This window comes from Agrobacterium sp. rho-8.1 (genome assembly GCF_033957725.1).
In the GTDB taxonomy this organism is placed as follows: domain Bacteria; phylum Pseudomonadota; class Alphaproteobacteria; order Rhizobiales; family Rhizobiaceae; genus Agrobacterium.
Window position 1 is genome coordinate 1,794,855 of sequence record NZ_CP192788.1, and the last position, 21,796, is coordinate 1,816,650.

General features: G+C 56.3%; 25 protein-coding genes and 1 tRNA gene. 4 read left to right on the forward strand and 22 right to left on the reverse strand.

Features of this window, described 5'->3' with window-relative positions:
* Positions 1 to 32: 32 nt before the first annotated feature.
* Entirely contained in the window at positions 33 to 1,283 is a 1,251-nt protein-coding gene (ilvA, locus tag RMR21_RS09020) for a threonine ammonia-lyase (protein WP_498667633.1), read from the reverse strand.
* A gap of 113 nt (positions 1,284 to 1,396) precedes the next feature.
* On the opposite strand from ilvA, the gene RMR21_RS09025 reads away from it, so the two are divergent.
* Positions 1,397 to 2,857 (forward strand): TrkH family potassium uptake protein, encoded by a 1,461-nt coding sequence (locus tag RMR21_RS09025; protein WP_498667635.1) that lies wholly within the window; start codon positions 1,397 to 1,399, stop codon positions 2,855 to 2,857.
* Positions 2,858 to 2,870: 13 nt separating this feature from the next.
* Here RMR21_RS09025 and RMR21_RS09030 read toward each other — a convergent pair whose 3' ends face one another.
* The 10 genes from RMR21_RS09030 to RMR21_RS09075 all read right to left on the reverse strand — a co-directional run bounded on the left by RMR21_RS09030 (position 2,871) and on the right by RMR21_RS09075 (position 9,197).
* Positions 2,871 to 3,266: a helix-turn-helix domain-containing protein gene (locus tag RMR21_RS09030; protein ID WP_498667636.1), complete on the reverse strand. Its 396-nt coding sequence runs from the start codon at positions 3,264 to 3,266 to the stop codon at positions 2,871 to 2,873.
* Entirely contained in the window at positions 3,266 to 3,562 is a 297-nt protein-coding gene (locus RMR21_RS09035; protein WP_498667637.1) for a type II toxin-antitoxin system HigB family toxin, read from the reverse strand. Before RMR21_RS09035 ends, RMR21_RS09030 begins: the two co-directional genes overlap by 1 nt.
* Positions 3,563 to 3,704: 142 nt before the next feature.
* A tRNA-Leu gene (locus RMR21_RS09040) sits at positions 3,705 to 3,790 on the reverse strand.
* A gap of 64 nt (positions 3,791 to 3,854) precedes the next feature.
* Positions 3,855 to 4,562 (reverse strand): nuclease, encoded by a 708-nt coding sequence (locus RMR21_RS09045; protein ID WP_498667639.1) that lies wholly within the window; start codon positions 4,560 to 4,562, stop codon positions 3,855 to 3,857.
* Positions 4,563 to 4,772: 210 nt separating this feature from the next.
* Positions 4,773 to 5,303 (reverse strand): MerR family transcriptional regulator, encoded by a 531-nt coding sequence (locus RMR21_RS09050; RefSeq protein ID WP_498667640.1) that lies wholly within the window; start codon positions 5,301 to 5,303, stop codon positions 4,773 to 4,775.
* A 163-nt stretch (positions 5,304 to 5,466) separates the two neighbouring features.
* Entirely contained in the window at positions 5,467 to 5,805 is a 339-nt protein-coding gene (locus tag RMR21_RS09055) for an integration host factor subunit alpha (protein ID WP_174153425.1), read from the reverse strand.
* A 144-nt stretch (positions 5,806 to 5,949) separates the two neighbouring features.
* Positions 5,950 to 6,921 (reverse strand): beta-ketoacyl-ACP synthase III, encoded by a 972-nt coding sequence (locus RMR21_RS09060; RefSeq protein WP_498667641.1) that lies wholly within the window; start codon positions 6,919 to 6,921, stop codon positions 5,950 to 5,952.
* Positions 6,922 to 7,986, reverse strand: a complete 1,065-nt coding sequence (plsX, locus tag RMR21_RS09065) for a phosphate acyltransferase PlsX (protein WP_498667642.1) — start codon at positions 7,984 to 7,986, stop codon at positions 6,922 to 6,924.
* A 100-nt stretch (positions 7,987 to 8,086) separates the two neighbouring features.
* Positions 8,087 to 8,650 (reverse strand): YceD family protein, encoded by a 564-nt coding sequence (locus RMR21_RS09070; RefSeq protein ID WP_498667644.1) that lies wholly within the window; start codon positions 8,648 to 8,650, stop codon positions 8,087 to 8,089.
* A gap of 10 nt (positions 8,651 to 8,660) precedes the next feature.
* A complete protein-coding gene (locus tag RMR21_RS09075; protein WP_498670119.1) occupies positions 8,661 to 9,197 on the reverse strand; it encodes a ubiquinol-cytochrome C chaperone family protein in 537 nt (178 codons plus the stop codon).
* 227 nt (positions 9,198 to 9,424) lie between these two features.
* Here RMR21_RS09075 and RMR21_RS09080 point away from each other — a divergent pair, with 227 nt between their 5' ends.
* Positions 9,425 to 9,964, forward strand: a complete 540-nt coding sequence (locus RMR21_RS09080; RefSeq protein WP_498667646.1) for an outer membrane protein assembly factor BamE — start codon at positions 9,425 to 9,427, stop codon at positions 9,962 to 9,964.
* Between the two features lie 70 nt (positions 9,965 to 10,034).
* Here the strand turns inward: RMR21_RS09080 and RMR21_RS09085 are convergent, their stop codons facing one another.
* The 4 genes from RMR21_RS09085 to ribH all read right to left on the reverse strand — a co-directional run bounded on the left by RMR21_RS09085 (position 10,035) and on the right by ribH (position 14,563).
* A complete protein-coding gene (locus tag RMR21_RS09085) occupies positions 10,035 to 12,173 on the reverse strand; it encodes a sodium-translocating pyrophosphatase (RefSeq protein WP_498667647.1) in 2,139 nt (712 codons plus the stop codon).
* A 199-nt stretch (positions 12,174 to 12,372) separates the two neighbouring features.
* Positions 12,373 to 13,596: an MFS transporter gene (locus tag RMR21_RS09090; protein ID WP_498667648.1), complete on the reverse strand. Its 1,224-nt coding sequence runs from the start codon at positions 13,594 to 13,596 to the stop codon at positions 12,373 to 12,375.
* A 15-nt stretch (positions 13,597 to 13,611) separates the two neighbouring features.
* Positions 13,612 to 14,112, reverse strand: a complete 501-nt coding sequence (gene nusB, locus RMR21_RS09095) for a transcription antitermination factor NusB (protein WP_174153432.1) — start codon at positions 14,110 to 14,112, stop codon at positions 13,612 to 13,614.
* A 4-nt stretch (positions 14,113 to 14,116) separates the two neighbouring features.
* Positions 14,117 to 14,563 (reverse strand): 6,7-dimethyl-8-ribityllumazine synthase, encoded by a 447-nt coding sequence (ribH, locus tag RMR21_RS09100; protein WP_113492760.1) that lies wholly within the window; start codon positions 14,561 to 14,563, stop codon positions 14,117 to 14,119.
* Positions 14,564 to 14,749: 186 nt separating this feature from the next.
* Here ribH and RMR21_RS09105 point away from each other — a divergent pair, with 186 nt between their 5' ends.
* Positions 14,750 to 15,283 (forward strand): GNAT family N-acetyltransferase, encoded by a 534-nt coding sequence (locus RMR21_RS09105; RefSeq protein ID WP_498667650.1) that lies wholly within the window; start codon positions 14,750 to 14,752, stop codon positions 15,281 to 15,283.
* On the opposite strand, the gene RMR21_RS09110 is transcribed toward RMR21_RS09105, so the two are convergent.
* Genes RMR21_RS09110 through glyA form a run of 4 tightly spaced genes read right to left on the reverse strand, consistent with a single transcriptional unit; the run spans position 15,249 to position 18,742 of the window.
* Entirely contained in the window at positions 15,249 to 15,866 is a 618-nt protein-coding gene (locus RMR21_RS09110; protein ID WP_498667651.1) for a riboflavin synthase, read from the reverse strand. The genes RMR21_RS09105 and RMR21_RS09110 overlap by 35 nt on opposite strands.
* A complete protein-coding gene (gene ribD / locus RMR21_RS09115) occupies positions 15,866 to 16,954 on the reverse strand; it encodes a bifunctional diaminohydroxyphosphoribosylaminopyrimidine deaminase/5-amino-6-(5-phosphoribosylamino)uracil reductase RibD (RefSeq protein ID WP_498667652.1) in 1,089 nt (362 codons plus the stop codon). The genes RMR21_RS09110 and ribD overlap by 1 nt, the downstream gene beginning before the upstream one ends.
* A 4-nt stretch (positions 16,955 to 16,958) precedes the next feature.
* Positions 16,959 to 17,438 carry a transcriptional regulator NrdR gene (gene nrdR / locus RMR21_RS09120; RefSeq protein ID WP_045228943.1) on the reverse strand — a complete coding sequence of 160 codons (480 nt, stop codon included), beginning with the start codon at positions 17,436 to 17,438 and terminating at the stop codon, positions 16,959 to 16,961.
* Positions 17,439 to 17,452: 14 nt separating this feature from the next.
* On the reverse strand, positions 17,453 to 18,742 hold the full coding sequence (gene glyA / locus RMR21_RS09125) for a serine hydroxymethyltransferase (protein ID WP_498667654.1): 1,290 nt from the start codon (positions 18,740 to 18,742) through the stop codon (positions 17,453 to 17,455).
* Between glyA and RMR21_RS09130 the strand changes: the two genes are divergently transcribed.
* A complete protein-coding gene (locus RMR21_RS09130) occupies positions 18,741 to 18,932 on the forward strand; it encodes a hypothetical protein (RefSeq protein ID WP_498667655.1) in 192 nt (63 codons plus the stop codon). The genes glyA and RMR21_RS09130 overlap by 2 nt on opposite strands.
* Here the strand turns inward: RMR21_RS09130 and RMR21_RS09135 are convergent, their stop codons facing one another.
* The 3 genes from RMR21_RS09135 to RMR21_RS09145 form a co-directional block, all read right to left on the reverse strand.
* Positions 18,933 to 20,264, reverse strand: a complete 1,332-nt coding sequence (locus tag RMR21_RS09135) for a L,D-transpeptidase family protein (RefSeq protein WP_498667657.1) — start codon at positions 20,262 to 20,264, stop codon at positions 18,933 to 18,935.
* Positions 20,265 to 20,575: 311 nt separating this feature from the next.
* A complete protein-coding gene (ldtR, locus tag RMR21_RS09140) occupies positions 20,576 to 21,085 on the reverse strand; it encodes a transcriptional regulator LdtR (protein WP_174153476.1) in 510 nt (169 codons plus the stop codon).
* Between the two features lie 232 nt (positions 21,086 to 21,317).
* Entirely contained in the window at positions 21,318 to 21,755 is a 438-nt protein-coding gene (locus tag RMR21_RS09145; RefSeq protein WP_498670120.1) for a DUF6163 family protein, read from the reverse strand.
* Positions 21,756 to 21,796 lie beyond the last annotated feature (41 nt).

Below are 21,796 nucleotides of genomic sequence, written 5' to 3' on the forward strand. Positions count from 1 at the left end.
CGAAAACCACCCTGCCTGATCATATGCCGCAATCAGATGATGAGATTGGCGAGGATTTCGTTTTCGGTGATATCCTCATATCCCAACCCTGCGTCTTCGAGACGTTCGAACAGGCCGCTGAAATTCTCAGGCTCCGTGGTTTCGATGCCGATCAGAATAGAGCCGAAGTTGCGTGCGGACTTCTTTAGATATTCAAAACGCGCAACGTCATCATCGGGCCCCAGAAGATTGAGGAAATCGCGCAGGGCGCCGGGGCGCTGCGGCAGGCGCAGGATGAAGTATTTCTTCACGCCGGTGTAACGCATGGCGCGTTCTTTCACGTCCGGCAGACGCTCGAAATCGAAATTGCCGCCTGACACGACGCAGATCACGCGCTTGCCTTCCAGCTTCTCCCGACCGAGCTGTTCCAGCGCGGCAATCGAAAGCGCACCGGCAGGCTCCAGCACCAGACCTTCAAGATTGAGCATCTCGATCATCGTCACGCAGATCGCATTCTCCGGAACGAGTTCGACCTGATCTGCGCGAAAACGCTGCAACGCCTCGAAATTCAGATCGCCGATGCGCGCAACGGCTGCACCATCCACGAAATTATCGACGTTGGCGACCGTGACCGCGTGACCCGCTTCAAGGCTCTTCTTGAGGCTTGGCGCGCCGACAGGCTCACAGAAGATGAAGTTTTCGCTGGCCACTTTCCCAGCCAGAAAACCCGTCATGCCAGAAGCAAGACCACCACCACCAACCGGCATGATGACCATGTCAGGCGCGACATTATCAGGCAACTGATCGACGATCTCGGCAGCAACCGTTGCCTGCCCTTCGATGATGTCCTTATGGTCGAACGGAGAGACCATGTAGCCATTGGTCTCTTCGACATGCTTGCGGGCCGCCGCATAGCACTGGTCGAATATATCGCCAATCAGCCTGATCTTGATGAACTCGCCACCGAAGATGCGGGTCTTGTCGATCTTCTGTTGCGGTGTCGTCACCGGCATGAAGACAACGCCGTGCACACCGAAGTGCCGGCATGCGAAGGCAAAACCCTGCGCGTGGTTGCCAGCCGACGCGCAGACGAAGATCCTGTCCTTGCCCGTGGTGGCGACGGCCTTGCGGAGAAAATTGAACGCGCCTCTAATCTTGTAGGAACGAACGGGCGTGAGGTCTTCACGCTTCAGCCAAATCTCGGCGCCATACCGGCGGCTGAGATGTTCATTCAACTGCAACGGCGTTTCGGGAAACAATTCCCGAATTTCCCGCCTTGCGGCCTCTACAAGCACTTTATCCACGATTTTCAATCCATTGAATTTCACGATGGCACCCGCTATGCCATAGGAAAACGCTTGTTACAAAGACTCTTTGCGCAACTTCGGTACGCTTCACTCGATCAAGGTTCCATTTATTGAACGCCAACCTTTTGCGCGCAGTCGTCTATATCGCATCGGTCTTCGGGATCTACATGGCGACGGCTATGTTCATACCCGCCATGGCCGATCTCTATTATGGCAACAGCGATTGGGCGGTGTTCGCAATATCGGGTTTCATGTGCGGCGGCCTGGCGCTCGCTTGTGCGCTGGCCACGCGCGGTCCAATGCCGACCTTCAATAGAAGATTCGGCTTTCTGCTGGTCAACGTTCTCTGGCTCGTCTTCTCGCTGATCGGTGCCGTACCACTCTATCTCTCCGAATTGGGGCTGACATTTGCGCAAGCCCTGTTCGAGTCGATCTCGGCCATCACCACCACCGGTTCGACGGTGATTTCCGGGCTGGACAACGCACCCCAGGGCATTCTCCTCTGGCGGTCACTGCTGTGCTGGCTTGGCGGTATCGGTATTGTGGCGCTTGGCCTCTTCATTTTGCCGCTGTTGCGCGTCGGCGGCATGACGTTCTTCCGCATGGAATCATCCGACACCGCCAATGACCGGCCCTTTGCGCGGCTGGCCAGCTTCACCAAAGCCTTCGTCGGCATTTATGTCATGATGACGCTTGCCTGCACCATCGCTTTCGACTTTGCAGGCATGACGCGTTTCGATGCGCTCAATCATGCCATGTCGGCCATAGCCACCGGCGGCTTTTCCACCCATGACGCATCCTTCGCCTTTTTCGGCGATAACGTCGCGCTGCTGTGGATCGCGACGTTCTTCCTCATTCTGGGAAGCCTGCCCTTCTCCGTCATGATCCTGCTGGCGATCCGCGGTCGGCTGGACATTCTTCACGATCCGCAAATCCGCGTGTTCATCGGCTATCTCTGCGCAATCTCGCTCGCGGTCGGCATCTATCACCACATGACGAACGGCGTGCCGCTCGACATCGCACTCAGCCATTCCTTCTTCAACATGACGTCGATCCTGTCCACCGGCGGCTTTGCCAGCGACGATTACACGCTATGGGGACCCTTCGTCGTGGTCGTCGCCTTCTTTGCCACCTTCATGGGCGGCTGTTCCGGCTCGACCGCTGGCGGCATCAAGGCATACCGCTTCGTCATCGTGTTCAACGTCGTCAAAACCGGCTTGAAGAAGCTGCTCTACCCGGACGCCGTTTATTCCGTTCGCTACGGCAACCAGATCGTTGATGCTGAAACCATCCGCAATGTGTTTCTGTTCATCAGTTGCTTCATCGCGCTGTGGATCGGCGGCAGCCTCGCCATGAGCGCGATGGGCTACGACTTCCTGACGGCAACGTCTGCTGTCGCCACCGCGCTCGGCAATGTCGGCCCCGGGATCGGGCCCATCATCGGTCCCGCAGGGAACTTCTCCACCATCAGTGACCCAGCGCTCTACCTGCTATCGGTGATGATGCTGCTTGGACGTCTGGAGATATTGACCGTGCTCGTGCTGCTGATGCCGTTGTTCTGGAAGGGTTAGGACAGCATCGACCTCAAGCGGACCGCCGCTCCTGAACCGCAAGATGGTATGGTTGGACAAGGCAATCAGCTGGAATTCCCCATTCGTTCTGAAGCTTGTAAATCATGTCGACGGTGAGCGCCCGCTTCTTGTTCAGAACTTCAGATGCACGCGGTCGCGAACCGAAAAGCGTTGCCAGATCGCCCTGGGTGCGCCCGGTCATTTCCATATGAGACCTTATGAGCTCTACGGGCTCTAGCATGTCGATCGAATGATGCTTGTCCTCATATGCTTCTATAAGTGTGGACAGGATATCAAACCGGTCCGCTTCAGGTGTTCCGAACTCCGGCGGATTATCAAAATAAGGGCTGATCGTCGCAATGGCCGATGCGAGATCATCATCATTTCTGATGGCGCGGATGTCATCCATCACACTATCTCCGGGTTAATCTGATCGTAGTCTTTATGAGTGCCGACAAATTTGATCAGGATGCGCTTGTAAGGATAGGCAACATGGACAATCAGCCGATATTTGTTGCCTGAAATGTCAAAAATGATGCGGTTATCCGACACAAAGTCAACGGTCGATCCAAACATTGCCTTCACATCAGCAGGTCCGCTCCACGCCGCCTTGCTGACAATTGCATACCACGCTTTCAAGGGCGTTTCGGCTTGCGCATGGCGCTGCCAGAACTGCTTCAACGTGGACTTCGCAATGATCTGCATGACTACGCAATAGCACGTTCCCAATAGGGGAACAAGTGATGTTCCCCTATTGGGAACAAAAAACAGGTGGGATCTAGCCGCTCTATCTCATCGAGATGACGTGAAATACAGCAGACAAATGTGCCAAACATCAATGAATTTATGGTGCGGACGGCGGGACTTGAACCCGCAAGACCATGGGTCGGCAGATTTTAAGTCTGCTGCGTATACCGATTCCGCCACGTCCGCTTGCGGTTTTATCTACACAGCGCAGGCGGCTGCGGTCAACGGGGCTCATGATGCAAGGCGTGATTTAACCACACCAGGACTGGCTTGCAGCACCGGCCCGACGCGCCAGGCCTTCGCGCACGAGCTGGTCGGCGAAGGAGACACCTGATCTCGACAGCGTGGATGCGCCGCCCGCAGATGCGACCTGGAAGCCGCCAGCGTTCAGCATGTCGCGCAAGCGGACCTTTGCTGTGAAGCCCTTCTGACGTTCCTCAAGGCAGCGAGCCTGATCCGTGTTCGGCACATCGATGCCCGAGAGCTTCATCTTCACACCCTTCATCCAGAAGGTGTTGCCATCAGCCACGCAATTGTTGAGGCCGGACCGGCCGCAAAACGCGAAAGTCCCCGGCTTCTCCGTCAGAGAGACGGTCTGCACCTGTGGGCGGGGCGCAGGCAGGGTCGCGGATGCCATCTGCGTTGCCGATGAACCCGATGGCATGGCAATAGCACGAGGTGGAATAGGAGCCCCACTGGCAGGAAGTGCGACGGTCTGCGTCGGTGCTGCTCTCTGCCGCTCGGAGGCCTCCTCGCGTGTTGCGGGTTTGGAGGGCGGTGAAACTGTCTTGGAGACGGAGGCGACCGTGCCTTTTAGGTGCGGCAGAAGACTGTCGCGGTGCTCGTAAACCTGAATGCCGCCGACCGCCACGCCTAAAAGCAACATCCAGGACCAAACGCCTGAACCGCCGGATTTGGCGGAAGAGCGGCGGCGGGTGGCGGGTTTTCTCTTGCTCATGGCGAAACTCCTTGGTCTACGACACGCCGCGCGTATGTTTCCGCAACGAGCCTTGAATTCGCTTTTTAACGCGTGGCTATTTCGTAAACCGCACTGCAGCGTACGAGACATGCTTGGAAGCGCATTATCGGCCCAAGGAGTTTCTGAAAGGTTGGCATTTGAAATAAATGCGGATCAAAAAAATGGGTTATCCACAAGCGCTAACGAAAATCAACGCACCTGATCCAGCAGCCGCTTGCACTCCAGCAGATCAAATAAGGCTTCTTGCAAAAGGGCTCGGTCGTCCTTGCTGATGCTGGACTTGCCGATGGAGATTTCCGGGGTATCGTCTCCAGCACCGCCGAAGCCGAAGAAGCGACCGCTCGGCTTTGCTTTGGGCCGGCCGACAACGTCGTCCTCCTCCCCACCCGCAACACGTGGCTCTACGGTCTCTCCGCTTGTCGCCATAATGGCTTCCATCGTCGCCATATCGCCTGATGCGATCGCCGAAACGAAGCGGTTGCCATTTGTCTTCAACAGCTTCTGTACGCCCTTGATAGTGTAACCATGGTCATACAGAAGATGACGAATACCTTTCAGCAAGTCGACATCATCAGGGCGATAATAGCGCCGACCACCGCCTCGCTTCATGGGCTTGATCTGCGGAAAACGCGTTTCCCAAAAGCGCAAGACGTGTTGCGGCAGGTCAAGATCATCTGCAACTTCACTGATTGTCCGAAACGCGTCGGGGCTTTTATCCAAGATCAACTCCCATCCAAACCAGAGGCAGGATTCAAAAACACGATGCACGGTATGATGCGAATCGACCTTATTTCAACGGCTTGTCGGTTGAAATTCAACTGTTTTCACAAGAAGATGGGAATCTCTGCGTGCAGAACGCTCCGCGAGATCACGAGTGCGAAGTTCAGGCGCCGGGTTTTTGGGGCTTCTGCTTGGCCTTGCGAGCTGCGTGCGCCTTGAGAATGCGCTGTTTGAGCACGTTGGACGCCTTGAATGTCATGACACGGCGAGGGGAAATGGGCACCTCTTCGCCAGTCTTCGGATTGCGGCCGATGCGCTCATTCTTTTCGCGGATCTGAAACGTTGCGAAGGAGGAAAGCTTGACGACCTCACCGCGCGTGATCGCGTTGCAGATTTCGTCGATGACGGTTTCAACCAGTTCGGCGGATTCGGTTCGGGACAGCCCCACTTTTCGAAACACAGACTCGGCTAGATCCGCACGTGTCACTGTTTTCCCGGCCATATTTCCCCGCACCGCTCTCTTTTATTTTGCTGAACCACTCAGAGATTATTGCCCTTGTCGCAACCGGTCAAGCAAAGTTTCCAGAATCGTTTAGGCATTTCCATTAATAGTGGCAATGGTTTACCGGCCTTCATAAACCAAACTTTACCAGCGCAGCAGAACGGCGCCCCAGGTGAAACCACCACCCATGGCTTCAAGCATAACCAGATCGCCCTTTTTGATGCGGCCATCGGAAGCAGCCGCAGCCAGCGCAAGCGGAATGGAAGCCGCTGATGTGTTGCCATGCTGATCGACAGTGATCACGACCTTTTCTGCGGGAATACCGAGTTTCTTTGCAGAACCATCGATGATACGGCGGTTTGCCTGATGCGGCACCAACCAGTCGAGATCATCCGCCGTTGTGCCGGTCGCTTCGAATGCAGCCTCGATCACGTCCGTGATCATGCCCACAGCGTGTTTGAAAACCTCGCGGCCCTCCATGCGCAGATGGCCCACGGTTCCGGTCGTGGATGGCCCGCCGTCGACATAAAGCTTGTCCTTGTGCGAACCGTCGGAGCGTAGATTGGATGTCAGAATGCCGCGATCAGAGGTCTTGCCCTCACCCTCGCCCGCTTCAAGGACGACAGCGCCAGCGCCATCGCCGAACAGAACGCAGGTCGTCCGGTCGGTCCAGTCGAGAATACGCGAAAATGTCTCCGCGCCGATGACCAGAACGCGCGTCGCCATACCGCCGCGAATGTAGAGGTCTGCCGTCGCCATGGCATAGACGAAGCCGGAACAGACGGCCTGAACGTCGAACGCAAAACCGCTTGTAATGCCAAGGCGGCTCTGAATGTTCACAGCGGTGGCTGGGAATGTGTTGTCTGGCGTGGACGTCGCGACGATAATGAGATCGATATCATCAGGCTTGATACCGGCATTCTCGAGGGCTGCGCGCGCAGCCAGCTCGCCGAGCGACGATGTGGTTTCGCCCTCGCCTGCAATGTAGCGCTGCTTGATGCCGGTGCGCTGAACGATCCAATCGTCCGTGGTCTCTACGATTGCTTCAATGTCCTTGTTCGTCATGACGCGCTTTGGCAGCGCGGCACCGTAACCTCGTATAATCGAGCGCATCATCTAAATTTCCTCATCAACAACGAGTGCTTCGGGTGCCGGAGGCGGAAGACGTCTTGCGTGGTATGCTTTCAAGTCATTTTCTATTTTAGCTGTCAGGCCATTATGGGCCATATCATAACCGACATCGATCGCAGCGGCGAAGCCCATCGCATCCGTACTGCCATGGCTTTTGATGACAATGCCATTCAATCCAAGGAACACGCCGCCATTGACCTTGCGCGGGTCCATCTTCTCACGCAGCGCATCAAAGGCGCTTTTCGCGAGGATATAGCCAATCTTTGCAATGAAGCTACGGGAAATCGCTTCACGCAGCAGCGTGTTGATCTGCCGGGCTGTTCCTTCGGCCGCCTTCAAGGCAATGTTGCCGGTAAAGCCTTCGGTCACCACCACATCGACAGTACCCTTGCCAATGTCGTTGCCTTCAACAAAGCCGCGATAATCGATGGTGCCGAGATCGGCTTCACGGATCAGGCGGCCCGCCTCGCGAACTTCTTCCTGGCCCTTCACCTCTTCGGTGCCAACATTGAGAAGGCCAACCGTCGGACGGTCGATATCGAAAAGCGCACGGGCCATGGCACCGCCCATGATGGCGAAATCGAGCAGTTGCTGTGCGTCCGCACCAATCGTCGCACCCACATCGAGAACGATGCTTTCGCCCCGTGTCGTCGGCCATATGCCGGCAATGGCAGGACGCTCAACCCGAGCCATGGTGCGAAGGCAGAATTTCGCCATGGCCATCAGAGCGCCAGTGTTGCCGGCAGACACGACCACATCGGCCTCACCGACCTTCACGGCCTCGATGGCGCGCCACATGCTCGACACATAACGGCCCCGGCGCAAAGCCTGGCTTGGCTTTTCGTCCATGGTGACGGACACTTCGCAATCGAAAAACTGCGATCTGTCCCGAAGCGTAGGAAATTGCGCGAGAATAGGTTCACATATGGCCTTCTGCCCATAGAGCAGAAAGGTTACATCGGTATGCCGCTCCAGTGCCTTGGCAGCACCCGGGATGGCAACATCAGGGCCAAAATCTCCGCCCATGACGTCAATTGCTATTCTGATCACTCGTCCCTGATCCTTCTTACCGCAACGCGGTGGAATTTTGCGCGAAAATACCGTTTCCGCGCTCTCTTACAACTGAATTATTGGACATCTCCAACCGGATTCAGTCTTTTTTCCAATCCTTCAGCACCGCGAAGGGCGATGGCTTTTTGTCTTCCACAACCTTATCGTCTCCAAATTCTGCAAAATCCACATCCGGCTTGCGCGGGTAAGGATCGATAGCAAGTGCTGCGAACTCTGCAACCACGACACCGACATCAATCGTGTCACCAGTGAACTGATCTGGAGTATCAGGGCCATCCGGATCAAGAACGATTTCGCCTTTATCGTCGGTCAACATCCGCGCAAGCTTGGAACCCTCAGGCACAAAAATCTGATCAATCTTCTCATTGATAACACCCGGAACCGGCTCCAGTGTGACAACGCATGCCTGCGTCAAAGCCACATGCACATCACCAGTGATCTTCAAGCCGTCCCTTTTCCAACGGGTGACCTGCAATTCACTCTTCAACGACTCGACGGATACGACATTCCACAATCTGGCGAGCCCCACGAGTTCTTCAGGACTTGCCGTGAGACCAATCCTGACCGGATTGGCGGAAATATGACCTACCTTCACCGGATAGGAAAAAGGAACATCGTCATTGGCCGGGTGTTGCGAATTCATTAAAACCTCTTCAAATCGGGTCAGGCAGCGTAACGCGCCCAGTCGCGATCAGCTCTTCCGATTGCGCAGCCAGCGCATCGGCGGCCTCCATCATCCAATTGGCAAGTCCCAGCATATCGGGCGAGGACGCTTCAACTTGGGGGTATATATTGCGTACAAGGGCTGCGGCAAGGGCTGTCGCATCTGAAGTATCAAGTGCTGCAGCGTATGCTTCGAGTCGTCCGTAGAACATGCCGGCAAACTTCTTCATGCGTTTGGGCACCCCCTGATCACCGATACCGAGCTCACGCATGGAATGATCGAGGTCTTGAAAAAAGGCGTCGATGATCTCTTGCGCAATCTCCTGCCCACTGGTTGTGGCCGTCTTCATACGCCGGAAATACAGAATCATAACGATGGCCAGGAGTTCGAAACGTCCCATGACCGTGTCGGGCACACCAAGATGAAGATAAAAATCGGGGTGACGCGCCGCAGTCGTCAAGGTCGTGTATTGCCTGTCGACAATGGCCTGATTGTTGTTTTTCTTTTTAAAAAGGCCGAACACCATCGAAATTTCCGAATATTGATCGACGAAATCGCGTCTCGCCCATGGCACTTGTTGCATGATTGCAAAAGCTGGTTTACCGAAGCATCCGAGAATTGCAATGCCGTTCAGATCACGTTGATCATCGGCCATCCATTGCATTCCTTTGGAAAACGGGGAATTCCTGTCCCCGGATTGACATAATCGTGTGTACAGAAGCGGTACAAACGCAATGCCGGAAGGTGCCATTCATGATCGCAGTCGGGGAAACGCAGGTGAGCAAGCAGAAATCCGGAACGCAGACCAAGTTTCTTAGCAAGACTGCCGTTGCGATCATCGTCGCATCCAGTCTTCTCACGGCCTGCTCCAGCACCACCGACGTTTTCCACAACGGTTATGTGGCCGACGAGCAGTCCCTTCAGCTTATCCCTGTGGGCTCCAGCCGCGAACAGGTTTTGCTGACGATGGGTACGCCTTCCACAACAGCGACTTTCGGTAACGAGGTGTTTTACTACATTTCCCAGAAGCGCGTTCGCAAGGCGGCTTTCATGAAGCCGAAGATTGTCGAACAGAGCATTCTTGCGATCTACTTCGACAAGAACGGCGTCGTATCACAAAAAGCAAACTACACGCTTCAGGACGGCAAGGTTTTCGATACGATTTCCCGCACCACGCCGACAGGCGGCAAGGACCTCACCTTCCTGCAACAGCTGCTGTCTGGCGGAACAGCCGGTGCCGGTATTGCAAAGAGCATTCTGGGCCAGAGCGGCGACAACGGCAGCGGTTTCTGATCTCAACGACTACACAGATGCAAAAAAGCCCGCGAGATTTACTCTCGCGGGCTTTTTCGTTCGATCCTGTTCAGTGGGCCAGAACTGCCAGCAGCAGCAATGCCACGATGTTGGTGATCTTGATGGCCGGGTTCACAGCCGGACCGGCTGTATCCTTGTAGGGATCGCCCACCGTATCGCCGGTAACCGACGCCTTGTGCGCGTCAGAACCCTTGAGATGCGTTACCCCATCCTTGTCGATGAAGCCGTCTTCGAAGCTCTTCTTGGCATTGTCCCAGGCACCACCACCTGATGTCATGGAGATGGCGACGAAGAGGCCGTTGATGATGACGCCCAGCAGCGACGCGCCGAGGGCGGCAAAGGCCGACGCCTTGGAGCCCGAAATCAGCAGCACACCGAAATAGACGACGAGCGGAGCCAAAACAGGCAACAGCGAGGGAATGACCATCTCCCGGATCGCTGCCTTGGTGAGAATATCCACTGCACGGCCGTAATCCGGCTTTTCCGTACCAAGCATGATACCCGGCTTTTCGCGGAACTGGCGGCGCACTTCTTCGACGATGGAGCCTGCAGCCTTGCCGACGGCGGTCATGGCGATGCCGCCAAACAGATAGGGAATCATACCGCCGAAGATCAAACCTGCGACCACGTATGGATTGGAGAGGCTGAACGAGATGTCACCGATATCCTTGAAGTAGGGATAGAGATCGCCATTGGCGGCAAAATAGGAGAGGTCATTGGAATAGGCGGCAAACAGCACGAGCGCACCCAACCCCGCCGACCCGATGGCGTAACCCTTGGTCACCGCCTTGGTCGTATTGCCAACTGCATCCAGCGCGTCGGTCGCCTTGCGCACATCGGGATCGAGCCCCGCCATTTCGGCAATACCGCCTGCATTATCCGTTACAGGGCCGAACGCATCGAGTGCAACAATCATTCCCGCAATGCCGATCATGGCCGTGACCGCGATGCCCGTACCGAAAAGACCAGCCAGTTGATAGGTCGAGAGGATACCGCCGACGATGACGATGGCAGGTAGTGCGGTCGATTCCAGCGAAACGGCTAAGCCCTGAATGACGTTGGTACCATGACCGGTGACAGAGGCCTGCGCGATGGAATTGACCGGACGCTTGTTGGTCCCGGTGTAATATTCGGTAATCACTACAATCAGAGCGGTGACGAGCAAACCGACGATGCCGCACAGAAACAGGTTGACGCCGGTGATGTCCCGACCGGCCACAGTGCCGATGGAGCCCCAACCGATGGTCAGCGACGTGGCAATGGCAAGGCCACCGACGGAGAAGACGCCCGTCGCGATCAGCCCTTTATAGAGCGCACCCATGATGGAATTGTTGGTGCCGAGCTTGACGAAAAACGTGCCCGCGATCGAAGTCAGGGCGCAAACGGCGCAGATCGCCAAGGGATAGAGCATGGCGCTTTCGAGCACCGGCGCACCCGCAAAGAAGATCGCGGCAAGGACCATGGTGGCGACGACAGAGACGGCGTAGGTTTCGAACAGGTCAGCTGCCATCCCTGCGCAATCGCCGACATTGTCGCCGACATTATCGGCAATGGTGGCGGGGTTGCGCGGGTCGTCTTCGGGAATACCCGCTTCGACCTTGCCGACGAGATCACCGCCGACATCTGCGCCCTTGGTGAAGATACCACCGCCCAAACGGGCAAAAATGGAAATCAGCGATGCGCCAAAACCCAGCGAAACAAGGGCGTCTATGACTTGGCGCGAACCGGTTGCGTGGCCAAGCCCTGCTGTCAGCACGAGGTAGTAGATGGAAACGCCCAGCAGTGCGAGGCCGGCCACCAGCATGCCGGTAATGGCACCGGACTTGAAGGCGATGTCGAGGCCTGCAGCCAGACTGTGGGATGCAGCCTGCGCAGTCCTCAGATTGGCACGCACAGACACATGCATACCGATAAAGCCTGCGACGCCGGACAGAACAGCGCCTATGATGAAACCGATAGAAGCTTCCGGCGACAGAAAGAACCAGACCGCCGCTGCAACGATGATACCGACGATTGCGATGGTGAAATATTGACGTGTGAGATACGCCTGCGCGCCCTCACGGATATACCCTGCGATTTCCTGCATGCGCTCACTGCCCTGATCGGCATCCAGAACGCTTTTCGTTGCCCACACCGCGTATACCACGGACAGGACACCGCATAAAATTACCAATGCAATGACGGTCATTCGCACTTACCTCCAATGTGCCGGGCTCTCTCCCTTCCCGGCGGGCGAAACCATGCGGGGCGCAAGGAAGTGTAACCCTCACGCCAAGGTAAGCCGCCTATTCCCCTCCAAGGAACAACGGCTTGCATGGCGAGGATGCGTTGGCGAAACCCGCCGCGTCAAGCCCGAAGATGATCGCGGGAAATCTTATCACACTGATTCAGAGCGGTTTTTGCTTTTGTTTTAGCAAAAGGAAAAGAATGAGCAGGAGGCAGGTGGCAGCGACCGGCCAGATGACGAGGTTCATGACCGACCAGCCCCATGCCGTAAACACCTGACCAGAGGCGAAGGAGGACAGAGCCACCGTGCCGAACAGCACGATATCGTGGAAGCCCTGCACCTTGTCGGCTTCATGCGGTCGATAGCTGGATGAGACGATGGATGTCGCGCCGATGAAGCCGAAATTCCAACCCATTCCCAGAAGAATGAGCGCCACCCAGAAATTCCAGAGCTCTATGCCCATATGCGCGATCACTGCGCAGGCCATGAGAACGAGAAGCCCGGCTGCAACGATCTTCTCGGCGCCGAAACGGGAAATCAGCATGCCGGTGAAAAAGCTGGGTCCGAACATGGCCAGCACGTGCCACTGGATGCCAAGCGTGGCCAGTTCACTGGGAAAGCCGCAGCCGATGACCATGGCAAGCGGCGCGCCTGTCATCATGAATGTCATCAGCGCGTAAGTGCCGATGCCACAAATCATACCGGTGACGAACCGATGCGTGGTGACGATCTCTCTCAACGGCCTTGCCGGTTCATCCGCGACCGAGGTGTTACGCAGTTCAGGCAACTTCAGAAATGAAAAAATCGCCGCAGCAACGAGACCCAGCGGAATGAAGGCGATAAAAGCTCCAACAAACGTGACCGGTGCCAGCAGGTCCTTGCCGAAGATCGCCAGCTGCGGTCCGACAATGGCGGAAATGACACCGCCCGCCAAAATCCATGAGATGGCTTTCGGTTTATAAAAGGAAGGCGATGCATCCGCCGCTGCAAACCGGATTTTCTGCGTGAAGCCACCGGAGACGCCGATCAGCATCAAACCGACGACGAACAGCCAAAACTCGGAGCGGAAAAGCGCCAGCGCCGCAATCCCTCCCCCAAGGGAACAGAGAAGCGCACCGAGTATGAAGCCCGCCTTACGACCAAGAAAACGGGCGGCGAGAGCGACGGCGATGGCACCCAGTGCAACGCCAATGTTGAAACCTGTCAAAGGTGCCGTCGCAAGCGACTTGTCGGCACCCAGAAGCTGGTAGCCTGCGAGCGCACCAACCGAAAAGCTGAGCGGCCCCGCAGACCCCATGATGGCCTGCGCCAATGCAAGCAGGAGGACGTTGCGCTTGGCTTCCGTCAGTTGGCTCTCAACTCCGGGAACGGAAACCGAGCTCATATCGTCCTCTGATGTTTACGAGCGCTTCGTCTCGCCCCGGACCTGCTTGGCAATACGGTCCAGAACCGCATTGACGAGTTTGGGCTCGTCATGTTCAAAAAACGCACGGGCGATCTCGACATATTCGGTGACGATGACCGCAACGGGAACATCTTTGCGCTCCATGATCTCAAACGTACCAGCGCGCAGGATTGCCCGGACAGTCGTGTCCAGACGCGACAGCGGCCAGTCTTCCTGAAGGGCGGAACGCACCAGCGGGTCGATTTTGGTCTGGTCGCGCACCACGCCCGCGACGATGGAGCGGAACCAGGATGCATCGGCCTTCAGATAGGTTTCGCCATCCACTTCCTGGCCCAGACGATGAGCCTCATATTCCGCGACCACTTCCATGACACCGGTGCCGCCAACATCCATCTGATAGAGCGCCTGAACCGCCGCAAGACGAGCGGCGCCACGCTGGTTGACTGGCTTGGTAGACGGTGGACGAGGCTCAGAGCCGTTCTCAGTATTGCTCATGCGCTCAGCCACCCAGTTTCTTCTTCAGGTCAATCATGGTCAGTGCCGCACGGGCCGCAAAACCGCCCTTGTCCTTGTCTGACCGACGCACACGCGCCCATGCCTGATCTTCGTTTTCAACGGTCATGATGCCGTTGCCGATGGCAAGCGATTCACTGACAGCCAGATCCATCAGCGCACGCGAGGATTCGTTGGAAACGATGTCGAAGTGGTAGGTTTCACCACGAATGACCATGCCAAGCGCAACGAAACCATCATATTCCGTGCCTTCATTATCAGCACCATCCAGCGCCATGGCGATGGCAGGCGGGATTTCCAGCGCGCCAGGAACGGTGATGATATCGTAGGTCGCACCAGCTTCATCGAGCGCGAATTTCGCGCCATCCAGAAGTGCATCGGCCATATCGTCATAAAAACGTGCTTCCACGATGAGAAGATGAGGCTTGGACATGGGAATTTCCTGAAAAGCTGCGCCGGATCATCCCGGCTTTTGGCGCGGTCAAACCATGACTAGCGTGCTTTAGCAAGCATTTTTAGTGCGTGGCAGATTATCGAACTCTAAGGGTTCCGTAAGATTTCGCAGTTTGATCGCAAGAAGAATATGTTATTTTTTGCGCGATAACCGCAGGAGCTAAGCTTGCAAAGCATTCCGATCATTGAAACACCTCGCCTTCTCCTCAGATCACATCACGTCAATGATTTCGTCGACTATGTAGCGCTATGGGCCGACCCGAACGTTGTTCGTTACATAGGCGGAATTCCAGCGACCCGTGAGCAGAGTTGGAACAAACTGTTGCGCTCAGCCGGACACTGGCACCATCTCGGCTTCGGTTTCATGGCGGTTGAGGAGAAGGAGAGCGGGCGATTTATCGGCGAGGCTGGCTTTCACGAGGCACGTCGGACGATGACGCCTTCCGTGGAGGGCACATTGGAAGCCGGATGGGTGTTTTCTTCTGATTACCATGGAAAGGGTTACGCCTTTGAGGCCCTCACCGCGCTCATCGATTGGGCAGACATCAAGTTTCCGGAGATGAAAATGACGTCTATCATCCATCCCGAAAACGGTCCTTCGCTCAAACTGGCCGCAAAGTTGGGCTTTGTCGAAACTGCCCGCTCCGATTACAACGGCAACGTGGTCATTCTTTCCCGGACGGAAACTCCGCCAATCTAGCCGCATAGCGCGCCATTGTATCAACCTCAAAATTCACAAAATCACCCGCCTGCCTGTCACCCCATGTGGTGACGGAGAGCGTGTGGCGGATGAGCAGGACGTCGAAATCCGTACCATTGACCGCGTTAACTGTGAGCGACGTGCCGTCCAGCGCGATCGAGCCTTTTGGCGCTACGAATTTTGCCAGATGGTGTGGCGCGCGAAGGCGGATGCGGACCGCCTCGCCTTCCGGTTCGATGGACAGGATTTCCGCCTTGTCGTCCACATGGCCGGAGACGATGTGACCGCCGAGTTCATCGCCGATCTTCAGAGCCCGTTCCAGATTAACCCGGGTGTCCTTGGTCCAGCTCGCAATCGTGGTGAGGCGTAGAGCTTCTTCCCATGCCTCGACTTCGTACCAGCGCTCGTTGCTACCGTGTTCAGGAAGCTTCGTCACCGTCAGGCAGACGCCGCCATGGGAAATCGAGGCGCCGATGTCGATGGTGTCAGGGTCGTAACTGGTCGCGACACGCAGACGCACGCCTTCCGGCAGCGCCTCAAGCGCAGACACGGTTCCGACGTCGGTGACAATTCCGGTAAACATCAAATCGGCCTTTCAAATTCAAAACAGCGATCCGGCCCGTAAGCGGTTTCGCCGACAAATGTAAATTCCTTCGGGATATCGGCACGTTTGATCGGGCTTTCAAGTCCGCCTTCGCCGATGATCACAGGACTTTCGAACAGCAGGATACGGTCTATGAGACCAGCATCAAGGAAGAATTTTGCAATGCGGGCGCCGCCTTCGACAAGAAGTTCGGACATTCCACGTTCTACCAGAATGGAAAGAAAATTCTGAATGTCGGATGTTTCAATGATTTCAACGCCTGCGGCTTCGAGTTGTGTGCGTTTTTGGGTGGTGCTTTCCTCGCCTGCGCTATCAATCACGACAACCAACGTCGCCACATCCCGCGCCGTCAGCACCAGCATCGAACCCACCGGCAGTTCCAACCGCCGATCCATCACGATCCGAACCGGCGAACGATACTCCTGTCCCGCAATGCGCACCGTCAGCTCCGGGTCATCGGCAATCGCGGTGCCGATGCCGACGAGGATCGCATCGCAGTGAGCGCGCAACGCATGCACAGCCTGTCGCGATTCTGGCCCGGTGATCGCCACCTGCCCTTCACCAATCCTACCGATCATTCCGTCGGCAGAAACTGCAATTTTTAAAATGACATGCGGGCGGTTCTTCATCTGGCGCGTGAGATATCCGGCCAGCACACGCTCGACTTCGGTGTGCAAAACGCCCGTCTCGACCTCAATCCCGGCATCGCGAAGAATCGTGTAGCCGCGCCCCGAAACCCGTATATCCGGATCATCCACAGCAACAACCACGCGGGCCACGCCGAAATCCACAAGCGCGTTAGCGCAGGGCGGCGTTCTGCCGAAATGGGAGCATGGTTCGAGCGTGACATAGGCCGTCGCACCCCTTGCCGCTTCGCCCGCGATCTCCAGTGCCTGACGCTCCGCATGCGGACGACCGCCGATGGCGGTTACGGCTTCGGCGATGATCTCGCCATCTTTGACGAGAACGCAGCCGACGGAGGGGTTGGTATCGGTCAAGCCCAGATGGCGGCGGGAAATCTCGATTGCCCGTGCCATGAACCGTTCATCATCGGCGCGGGTGGTCAAGAGTTTACGCTCCGGCGTCCGTGTCACGCGCAATTTTGGCGTTGATCTCAGCGATCACGTTTTCGAAATCTTCAGCATGGCTGAAATCGCGGTAGACCGAAGCGTAGCGCACGAAGGCCACGTCATCGAGCCCCTTCAGCGCTTCCAGAACCTGCAAGCCGATTTCTTCCGACGGAATTTCCGTTTCGCCCGAGCTTTCAAGACGCCGCGCAATGCCCGACACCGCACGCTCTATACGGTCGCGATCCACCGGGCGCTTGCGTAGGGCGATCTCGAAGGACCGCACCAGCTTTTCCCGGTCGAAGGGCAGCTTGCGGCCGCTTTTCTTGATGACCATCAGCTCGCGCAACTGCACGCGTTCATAGGTCGTGAAGCGACCGCCGCAATCCGGGCAGATGCGCCGCCGGCGGATGGAGGTGTTATCCTCCGCCGGACGTGAGTCCTTGACCTGCGTATCTTCCGAGCCGCAAAAAGGGCAGCGCATCGCTTAAATCCCTCTTACAGGTAGGGGTACATCGGGAAACGATCCGTCAAAGCGACGACCTTTTCACGAACTGCAGCCTCGACCGACGCATTGCCTTCGTCGGAATTTGCCGCCTTCAAGCCGTCCAGCGTTTCGACGATCAGCTTGCCGATTTCACGGAATTCCGCTTCCTTGAAGCCGCGTGTCGTACCGGCTGGCGTACCGAGGCGCACGCCGGATGTGACGAACGGCTTTTCAGGGTCGAACGGAATGCCGTTCTTGTTGCAAGTGATGTAGGCACGACCAAGTGCAGCTTCCGCCCGCTTGCCGGTGGCGTTCTTCTTGCGAAGATCGACCAGCATCAGATGGTTGTCGGTGCCGCCGGAAACAACGTCGAGACCACCTTCGATCAGGGTCTCGGCCAGCACCTTGGCGTTCTTGACGACCTGTGCCGCGTAATCCTTGAACTCGGACTCCAGCGCTTCACCAAAGGCAACGGCCTTGGCGGCGATAACGTGCATCAGCGGGCCACCCTGCAAGCCGGGGAACACAGCCGAGTTGAACTTCTTGGCCAGATCCTCGTCATTGGTCAGGATCATACCGCCGCGTGGGCCGCGCAGAGACTTGTGCGTGGTGGTCGTGGCAACATGGCAGTGCGGAAATGGCGACGGGTGCTGGTCGCCTGCAACCAGACCAGCGATATGCGCCATATCAACCATCAGGTAAGCACCGACTTCATCGGCAATCTCGCGAAAACGCTTCCAGTCCCAGGTGCGGGAATAAGCCGTGCCACCAGCCAGAATAAGCTTCGGCTTGGTTTCACGGGCCTTGCGCTCCACTTCGTCCATATCGAGAAGGTTGTCGCCCTCACGAACGCCGTAGGACACGACATTGAACCACTTGCCGGACATGTTGACCGGCGAACCATGCGTCAGGTGACCACCCGAATTCAGGTCGAGACCCATGAACGTATCGCCCGGCTGAAGCAGCGCGAGAAACACGGCCTGGTTCATCTGGGAACCGGAGTTTGGCTGAACGTTGGCGAAGTTGACGCCGAACAGCTTCTTGGCACGCTCGATGGCAAGCTCTTCGGCAATATCGACAAACTGGCAGCCGCCATAGTAGCGCTTGCCCGGATATCCTTCCGCATATTTGTTGGTCATGATCGAACCCTGTGCTTCGAGCACGGCGCGGGAAACGATGTTTTCGGAGGCGATCAGCTCGATCTCATGGCGCTGACGACCAAGCTCCTTCTCGATCGCGCCAAAGATTGTCGGATCGGCTTCGGCAAGCGGGCGGGAGAAGAAGGCATCTGTGTTCGTCATGATGATAGCTCCTGAAACAGTCATGCGATGGCGTCTTAGCGCCCTGCCCTTTCAAGAGCAAGACAGCCTGCGAGATTTGCCCGTCAAACTGCGACTTTGGCAAAAAAATTCCATTGGAATCGTCGCCATTCCACCAAAAGAAAAGCCGCGCTTTAAAAAACGCGGCTTTTGGAATGTCAGGAAAGCCTGATCAGTTACGCGGCAGAATATCGTCGTCGATAGAGCCGGATGGCTGTTCCTGCGTGTTGGTGGTGTTGAGCGCCAACTCGGCGTTGCCGTCCTGGCTATAGATGTCATCGCGGAACTGCACGACGCCATCCTTGGTAGACCAAGCGGTGATGTAAACGAAGTAGACCGGCAGCTCCTGCGCAAGCTTGATGGGCTTGTTCTGACGCGTGGCGATAACACGTTCGATTTCCTGTCGCGACCAGCCGGGCGTATCACGCAGCATCCAGGTTGTCAGATCGCGGACGTTCTGAACGCGAACGCAGCCCGAGGATTCGAAACGCATCAGCTTGTTGAACAGCCCCTGCTGGGGCGTATCGTGCATGTATTCGTTGTTCGGATTGTGGAAGTTGATCTTCGTCGAGGACATGGCGTTGTTCTTGCCGGGGTCCTGACGGAACATCAGGTTTGGTGCCTTCGGCGCGTTCCAGTCGATCGTCGTCGGCGAGACTTCCTGTCCTTTGCCATCCAGAAGGCGGATATTGTTGCGCTCCAGATAGGTCGGATCCTTCTGCATCAAAGGCACGATGTCTTTTTCGATGATCGAGCGAGGTGCTGTCCAATAAGGATTGAGAATGATCTCGTAAATCTTGGAGTTGATGATGTGGGTCGGGCGACTGTCACGGCCGACAACGGCCGTGTTGCGCAGCACGACGCGGTTGTTCTCGACCGCTTCGATGGACGCAGCCGGGATATTCACCATGACGTGACGCGGACCAAGATCACCCGACATCGTGTTGACGCGGACGAGGTTGGTCTGAAGCTGGCCAAGACGGATCTGCGCCGAAACGTTCAGCGCCTTCAACGTGTATTCGCCAATGACACCATCGGCCGGTAGGCCATGACGCGCCTGGAAGCGCTTCAAGGCACCGTCGACATAGGAATCGAACGCGCTGGAAATACCGGCTTCGCGCGGCAAATCACCTGCAATCATCAATCGCTGGCGCAAAGCCTGAACGGACGGGTCACTGACACCGATCTGAAGTTTCTGCTGGCTTGGCGGCACATCGGGCCAGCCACCGTTCGAAACGATCTGCTGGTACTGCATCACGGCCTGCTGAACATAGGCTGGCGATTCCGGGCTGAGAACCGGCGTGTTGGATGCAACGCCGACAGCGGCACGCGAAGAGTTCGCATCGAACTGGTCGTCCCAGTTACCACGACGCGACGAGCCAATCAGATCGTTAAACGCATCCTGCGCAAAGGCAGGCGCGGCGAGAGCCACGGCACCGAGCGAAACGGCCGAGCGCAAGATGGTGCGCCGTGAAACATCTTCCGGGACGATTTTCTTTGTCATTTTACCTACCAGCCACTTTATCAGGCGTCTTTAACAACACCTAAAACAACATCATTAACAAACACGTATGAACGCGCCTGCCGGCAGGAATAACTCAATGCGAACGATGGATGACGCATGACGCGAACACAGGAGAAACCGCCGGCTCCTAGCATGTGGCGGTCCCATACCAATATGGCCAATTCGTGTCACTTGAAGGTGCCTCACGAAGCTGTGTCGGCGTGTGATTTTGAAGCTACGCCGCACAAAAATGCAACAAGCCGGATGCGAGACGCATCCGGCTTTGCTTGAAGACTGATTATATCAGGCGATTACAGGCGGTAAGCGATGCTGTCGTTCCAGAAACGGTCCAGACGCTGAAGCATCTTGTTCATTTCTGCGAACTCGCCGGTGCCGATGCCGCCGACTTTTTCGATGGAGCCGATGTGGCGCTCATAGAGGCCTGCAACGGTTTCTGCGATGTCCTGGCCCTTTTCGGTCAGGCTGATGCGAACCGAGCGGCGGTCGATGCGGGAGCGCTGGTGATTGATGAAGCCGAGGTCTACCAGCTTCTTGACGTTGTAGGACACGTTGGAGCCGAGATAATAGCCCCGCGAGCGGAGTTCGCCGGCAGTCAGTTCGGATGTACCGATGTTGAAAAGCAGCAGCGCCTGAACTGCGTTGACGTCATCGCGACCCTGACGATCGAACTCGTCCTTGATGACATCGAGAAGGCGGCGGTGGAGACGCTCAACCAGGTGAAGCGATTCCATGTAGAGAGAGCGGATGGTTTCGTCCTGAGTATCGGAAACTGCGGCCTGTGGCTTTGCTTTGCTATTGATCATGACTGCCTCACTGTTTTGTTTGGCGGTGTTTGTTTGTTTCCCGCCTTGAGACCAAATCTAAGCAATGCGCATAAAATTCTACTTAAAATGCACGATTAATGAATGGTTACCTGCATGATTGGCTTTTGAGGCAACCTGTAGCATGTCCAAAATAGACACAATCGCATTTATAAATTTCAATGACTTAGGCATAAAAATCGAGAGAAATCCGGCCTGAATTGCTTTAATTTTATGGTAAATCAATTCTTGAACGTTCATCGTTTTGGCGTGAATCGAGCCAGAAAGCGACCTGGAATAGTATATAAACCGTTGACACAATGCCGTGCATGACAGGGACCACGGTGTTGGTTCCGTAAATATTCGGCCACACCCGATACATGGCGATCTGGGTGCCTGCACCAATGACCCACATAACCGCGCCCCAGGACGCGCCTAGCCACAGGCCGAGCGCTGCGACGGGAAACACGACCGCCAGACTGGTACCGGCCACACGCCATGGCATGTTGAGCATATCGAAACGCGCCAGCCCGTTCAGCGAATAGCCCGTCAGCATCGCCCAATATTGCAGGCCGAACCAGAAACACGAAAGGGACACCAGCCTTAAAAAGGTGATGTAAAGGATTTCGGCGAGCGACATTTTGGGCTGCAGCAGAGAATCAGGTTCCATGGCACTACGATAATGTCCGGTTGCGGGCGCGACCAGCAGAT

What these genes read in the sequence shown, in the direction of transcription:
- RMR21_RS09030 (WP_498667636.1), bottom strand. Translation starts at nt 3,266, where the DNA reads ATGGATGACATCCGCGCCATCAGAAATGATGATGATCTCGCATCGGCC.
- RMR21_RS09035 (WP_498667637.1), bottom strand. Translation starts at nt 3,562, where the DNA reads ATGCAGATCATTGCGAAGTCCACGTTGAAGCAGTTCTGGCAGCGCCAT.
- RMR21_RS09045 (WP_498667639.1), bottom strand. Translation starts at nt 4,562, where the DNA reads ATGAGCAAGAGAAAACCCGCCACCCGCCGCCGCTCTTCCGCCAAATCC.
- RMR21_RS09055 (WP_174153425.1), bottom strand. Translation starts at nt 5,805, where the DNA reads ATGGCCGGGAAAACAGTGACACGTGCGGATCTAGCCGAGTCTGTGTTT.
- RMR21_RS09060 (WP_498667641.1), bottom strand. Translation starts at nt 6,921, where the DNA reads ATGATGCGCTCGATTATACGAGGTTACGGTGCCGCGCTGCCAAAGCGC.
- RMR21_RS09070 (WP_498667644.1), bottom strand. Translation starts at nt 8,650, where the DNA reads ATGAATTCGCAACACCCGGCCAATGACGATGTTCCTTTTTCCTATCCG.
- RMR21_RS09075 (WP_498670119.1), bottom strand. Translation starts at nt 9,197, where the DNA reads ATGGTGTTCGGCCTTTTTAAAAAGAAAAACAACAATCAGGCCATTGTC.
- RMR21_RS09080 (WP_498667646.1), top strand. Translation starts at nt 9,425, where the DNA reads ATGATCGCAGTCGGGGAAACGCAGGTGAGCAAGCAGAAATCCGGAACG.
- RMR21_RS09085 (WP_498667647.1), bottom strand. Translation starts at nt 12,173, where the DNA reads ATGACCGTCATTGCATTGGTAATTTTATGCGGTGTCCTGTCCGTGGTA.
- RMR21_RS09090 (WP_498667648.1), bottom strand. Translation starts at nt 13,596, where the DNA reads ATGAGCTCGGTTTCCGTTCCCGGAGTTGAGAGCCAACTGACGGAAGCC.
- nusB (WP_174153432.1), bottom strand. Translation starts at nt 14,112, where the DNA reads ATGAGCAATACTGAGAACGGCTCTGAGCCTCGTCCACCGTCTACCAAG.
- ribH (WP_113492760.1), bottom strand. Translation starts at nt 14,563, where the DNA reads ATGTCCAAGCCTCATCTTCTCATCGTGGAAGCACGTTTTTATGACGAT.
- RMR21_RS09110 (WP_498667651.1), bottom strand. Translation starts at nt 15,866, where the DNA reads ATGTTTACCGGAATTGTCACCGACGTCGGAACCGTGTCTGCGCTTGAG.
- nrdR (WP_045228943.1), bottom strand. Translation starts at nt 17,438, where the DNA reads ATGCGCTGCCCTTTTTGCGGCTCGGAAGATACGCAGGTCAAGGACTCA.
- RMR21_RS09130 (WP_498667655.1), top strand. Translation starts at nt 18,741, where the DNA reads ATGATGATAGCTCCTGAAACAGTCATGCGATGGCGTCTTAGCGCCCTG.
- glyA (WP_498667654.1), bottom strand. Translation starts at nt 18,742, where the DNA reads ATGACGAACACAGATGCCTTCTTCTCCCGCCCGCTTGCCGAAGCCGAT.
- RMR21_RS09135 (WP_498667657.1), bottom strand. Translation starts at nt 20,264, where the DNA reads ATGACAAAGAAAATCGTCCCGGAAGATGTTTCACGGCGCACCATCTTG.
- RMR21_RS09145 (WP_498670120.1), bottom strand. Translation starts at nt 21,755, where the DNA reads ATGGAACCTGATTCTCTGCTGCAGCCCAAAATGTCGCTCGCCGAAATC.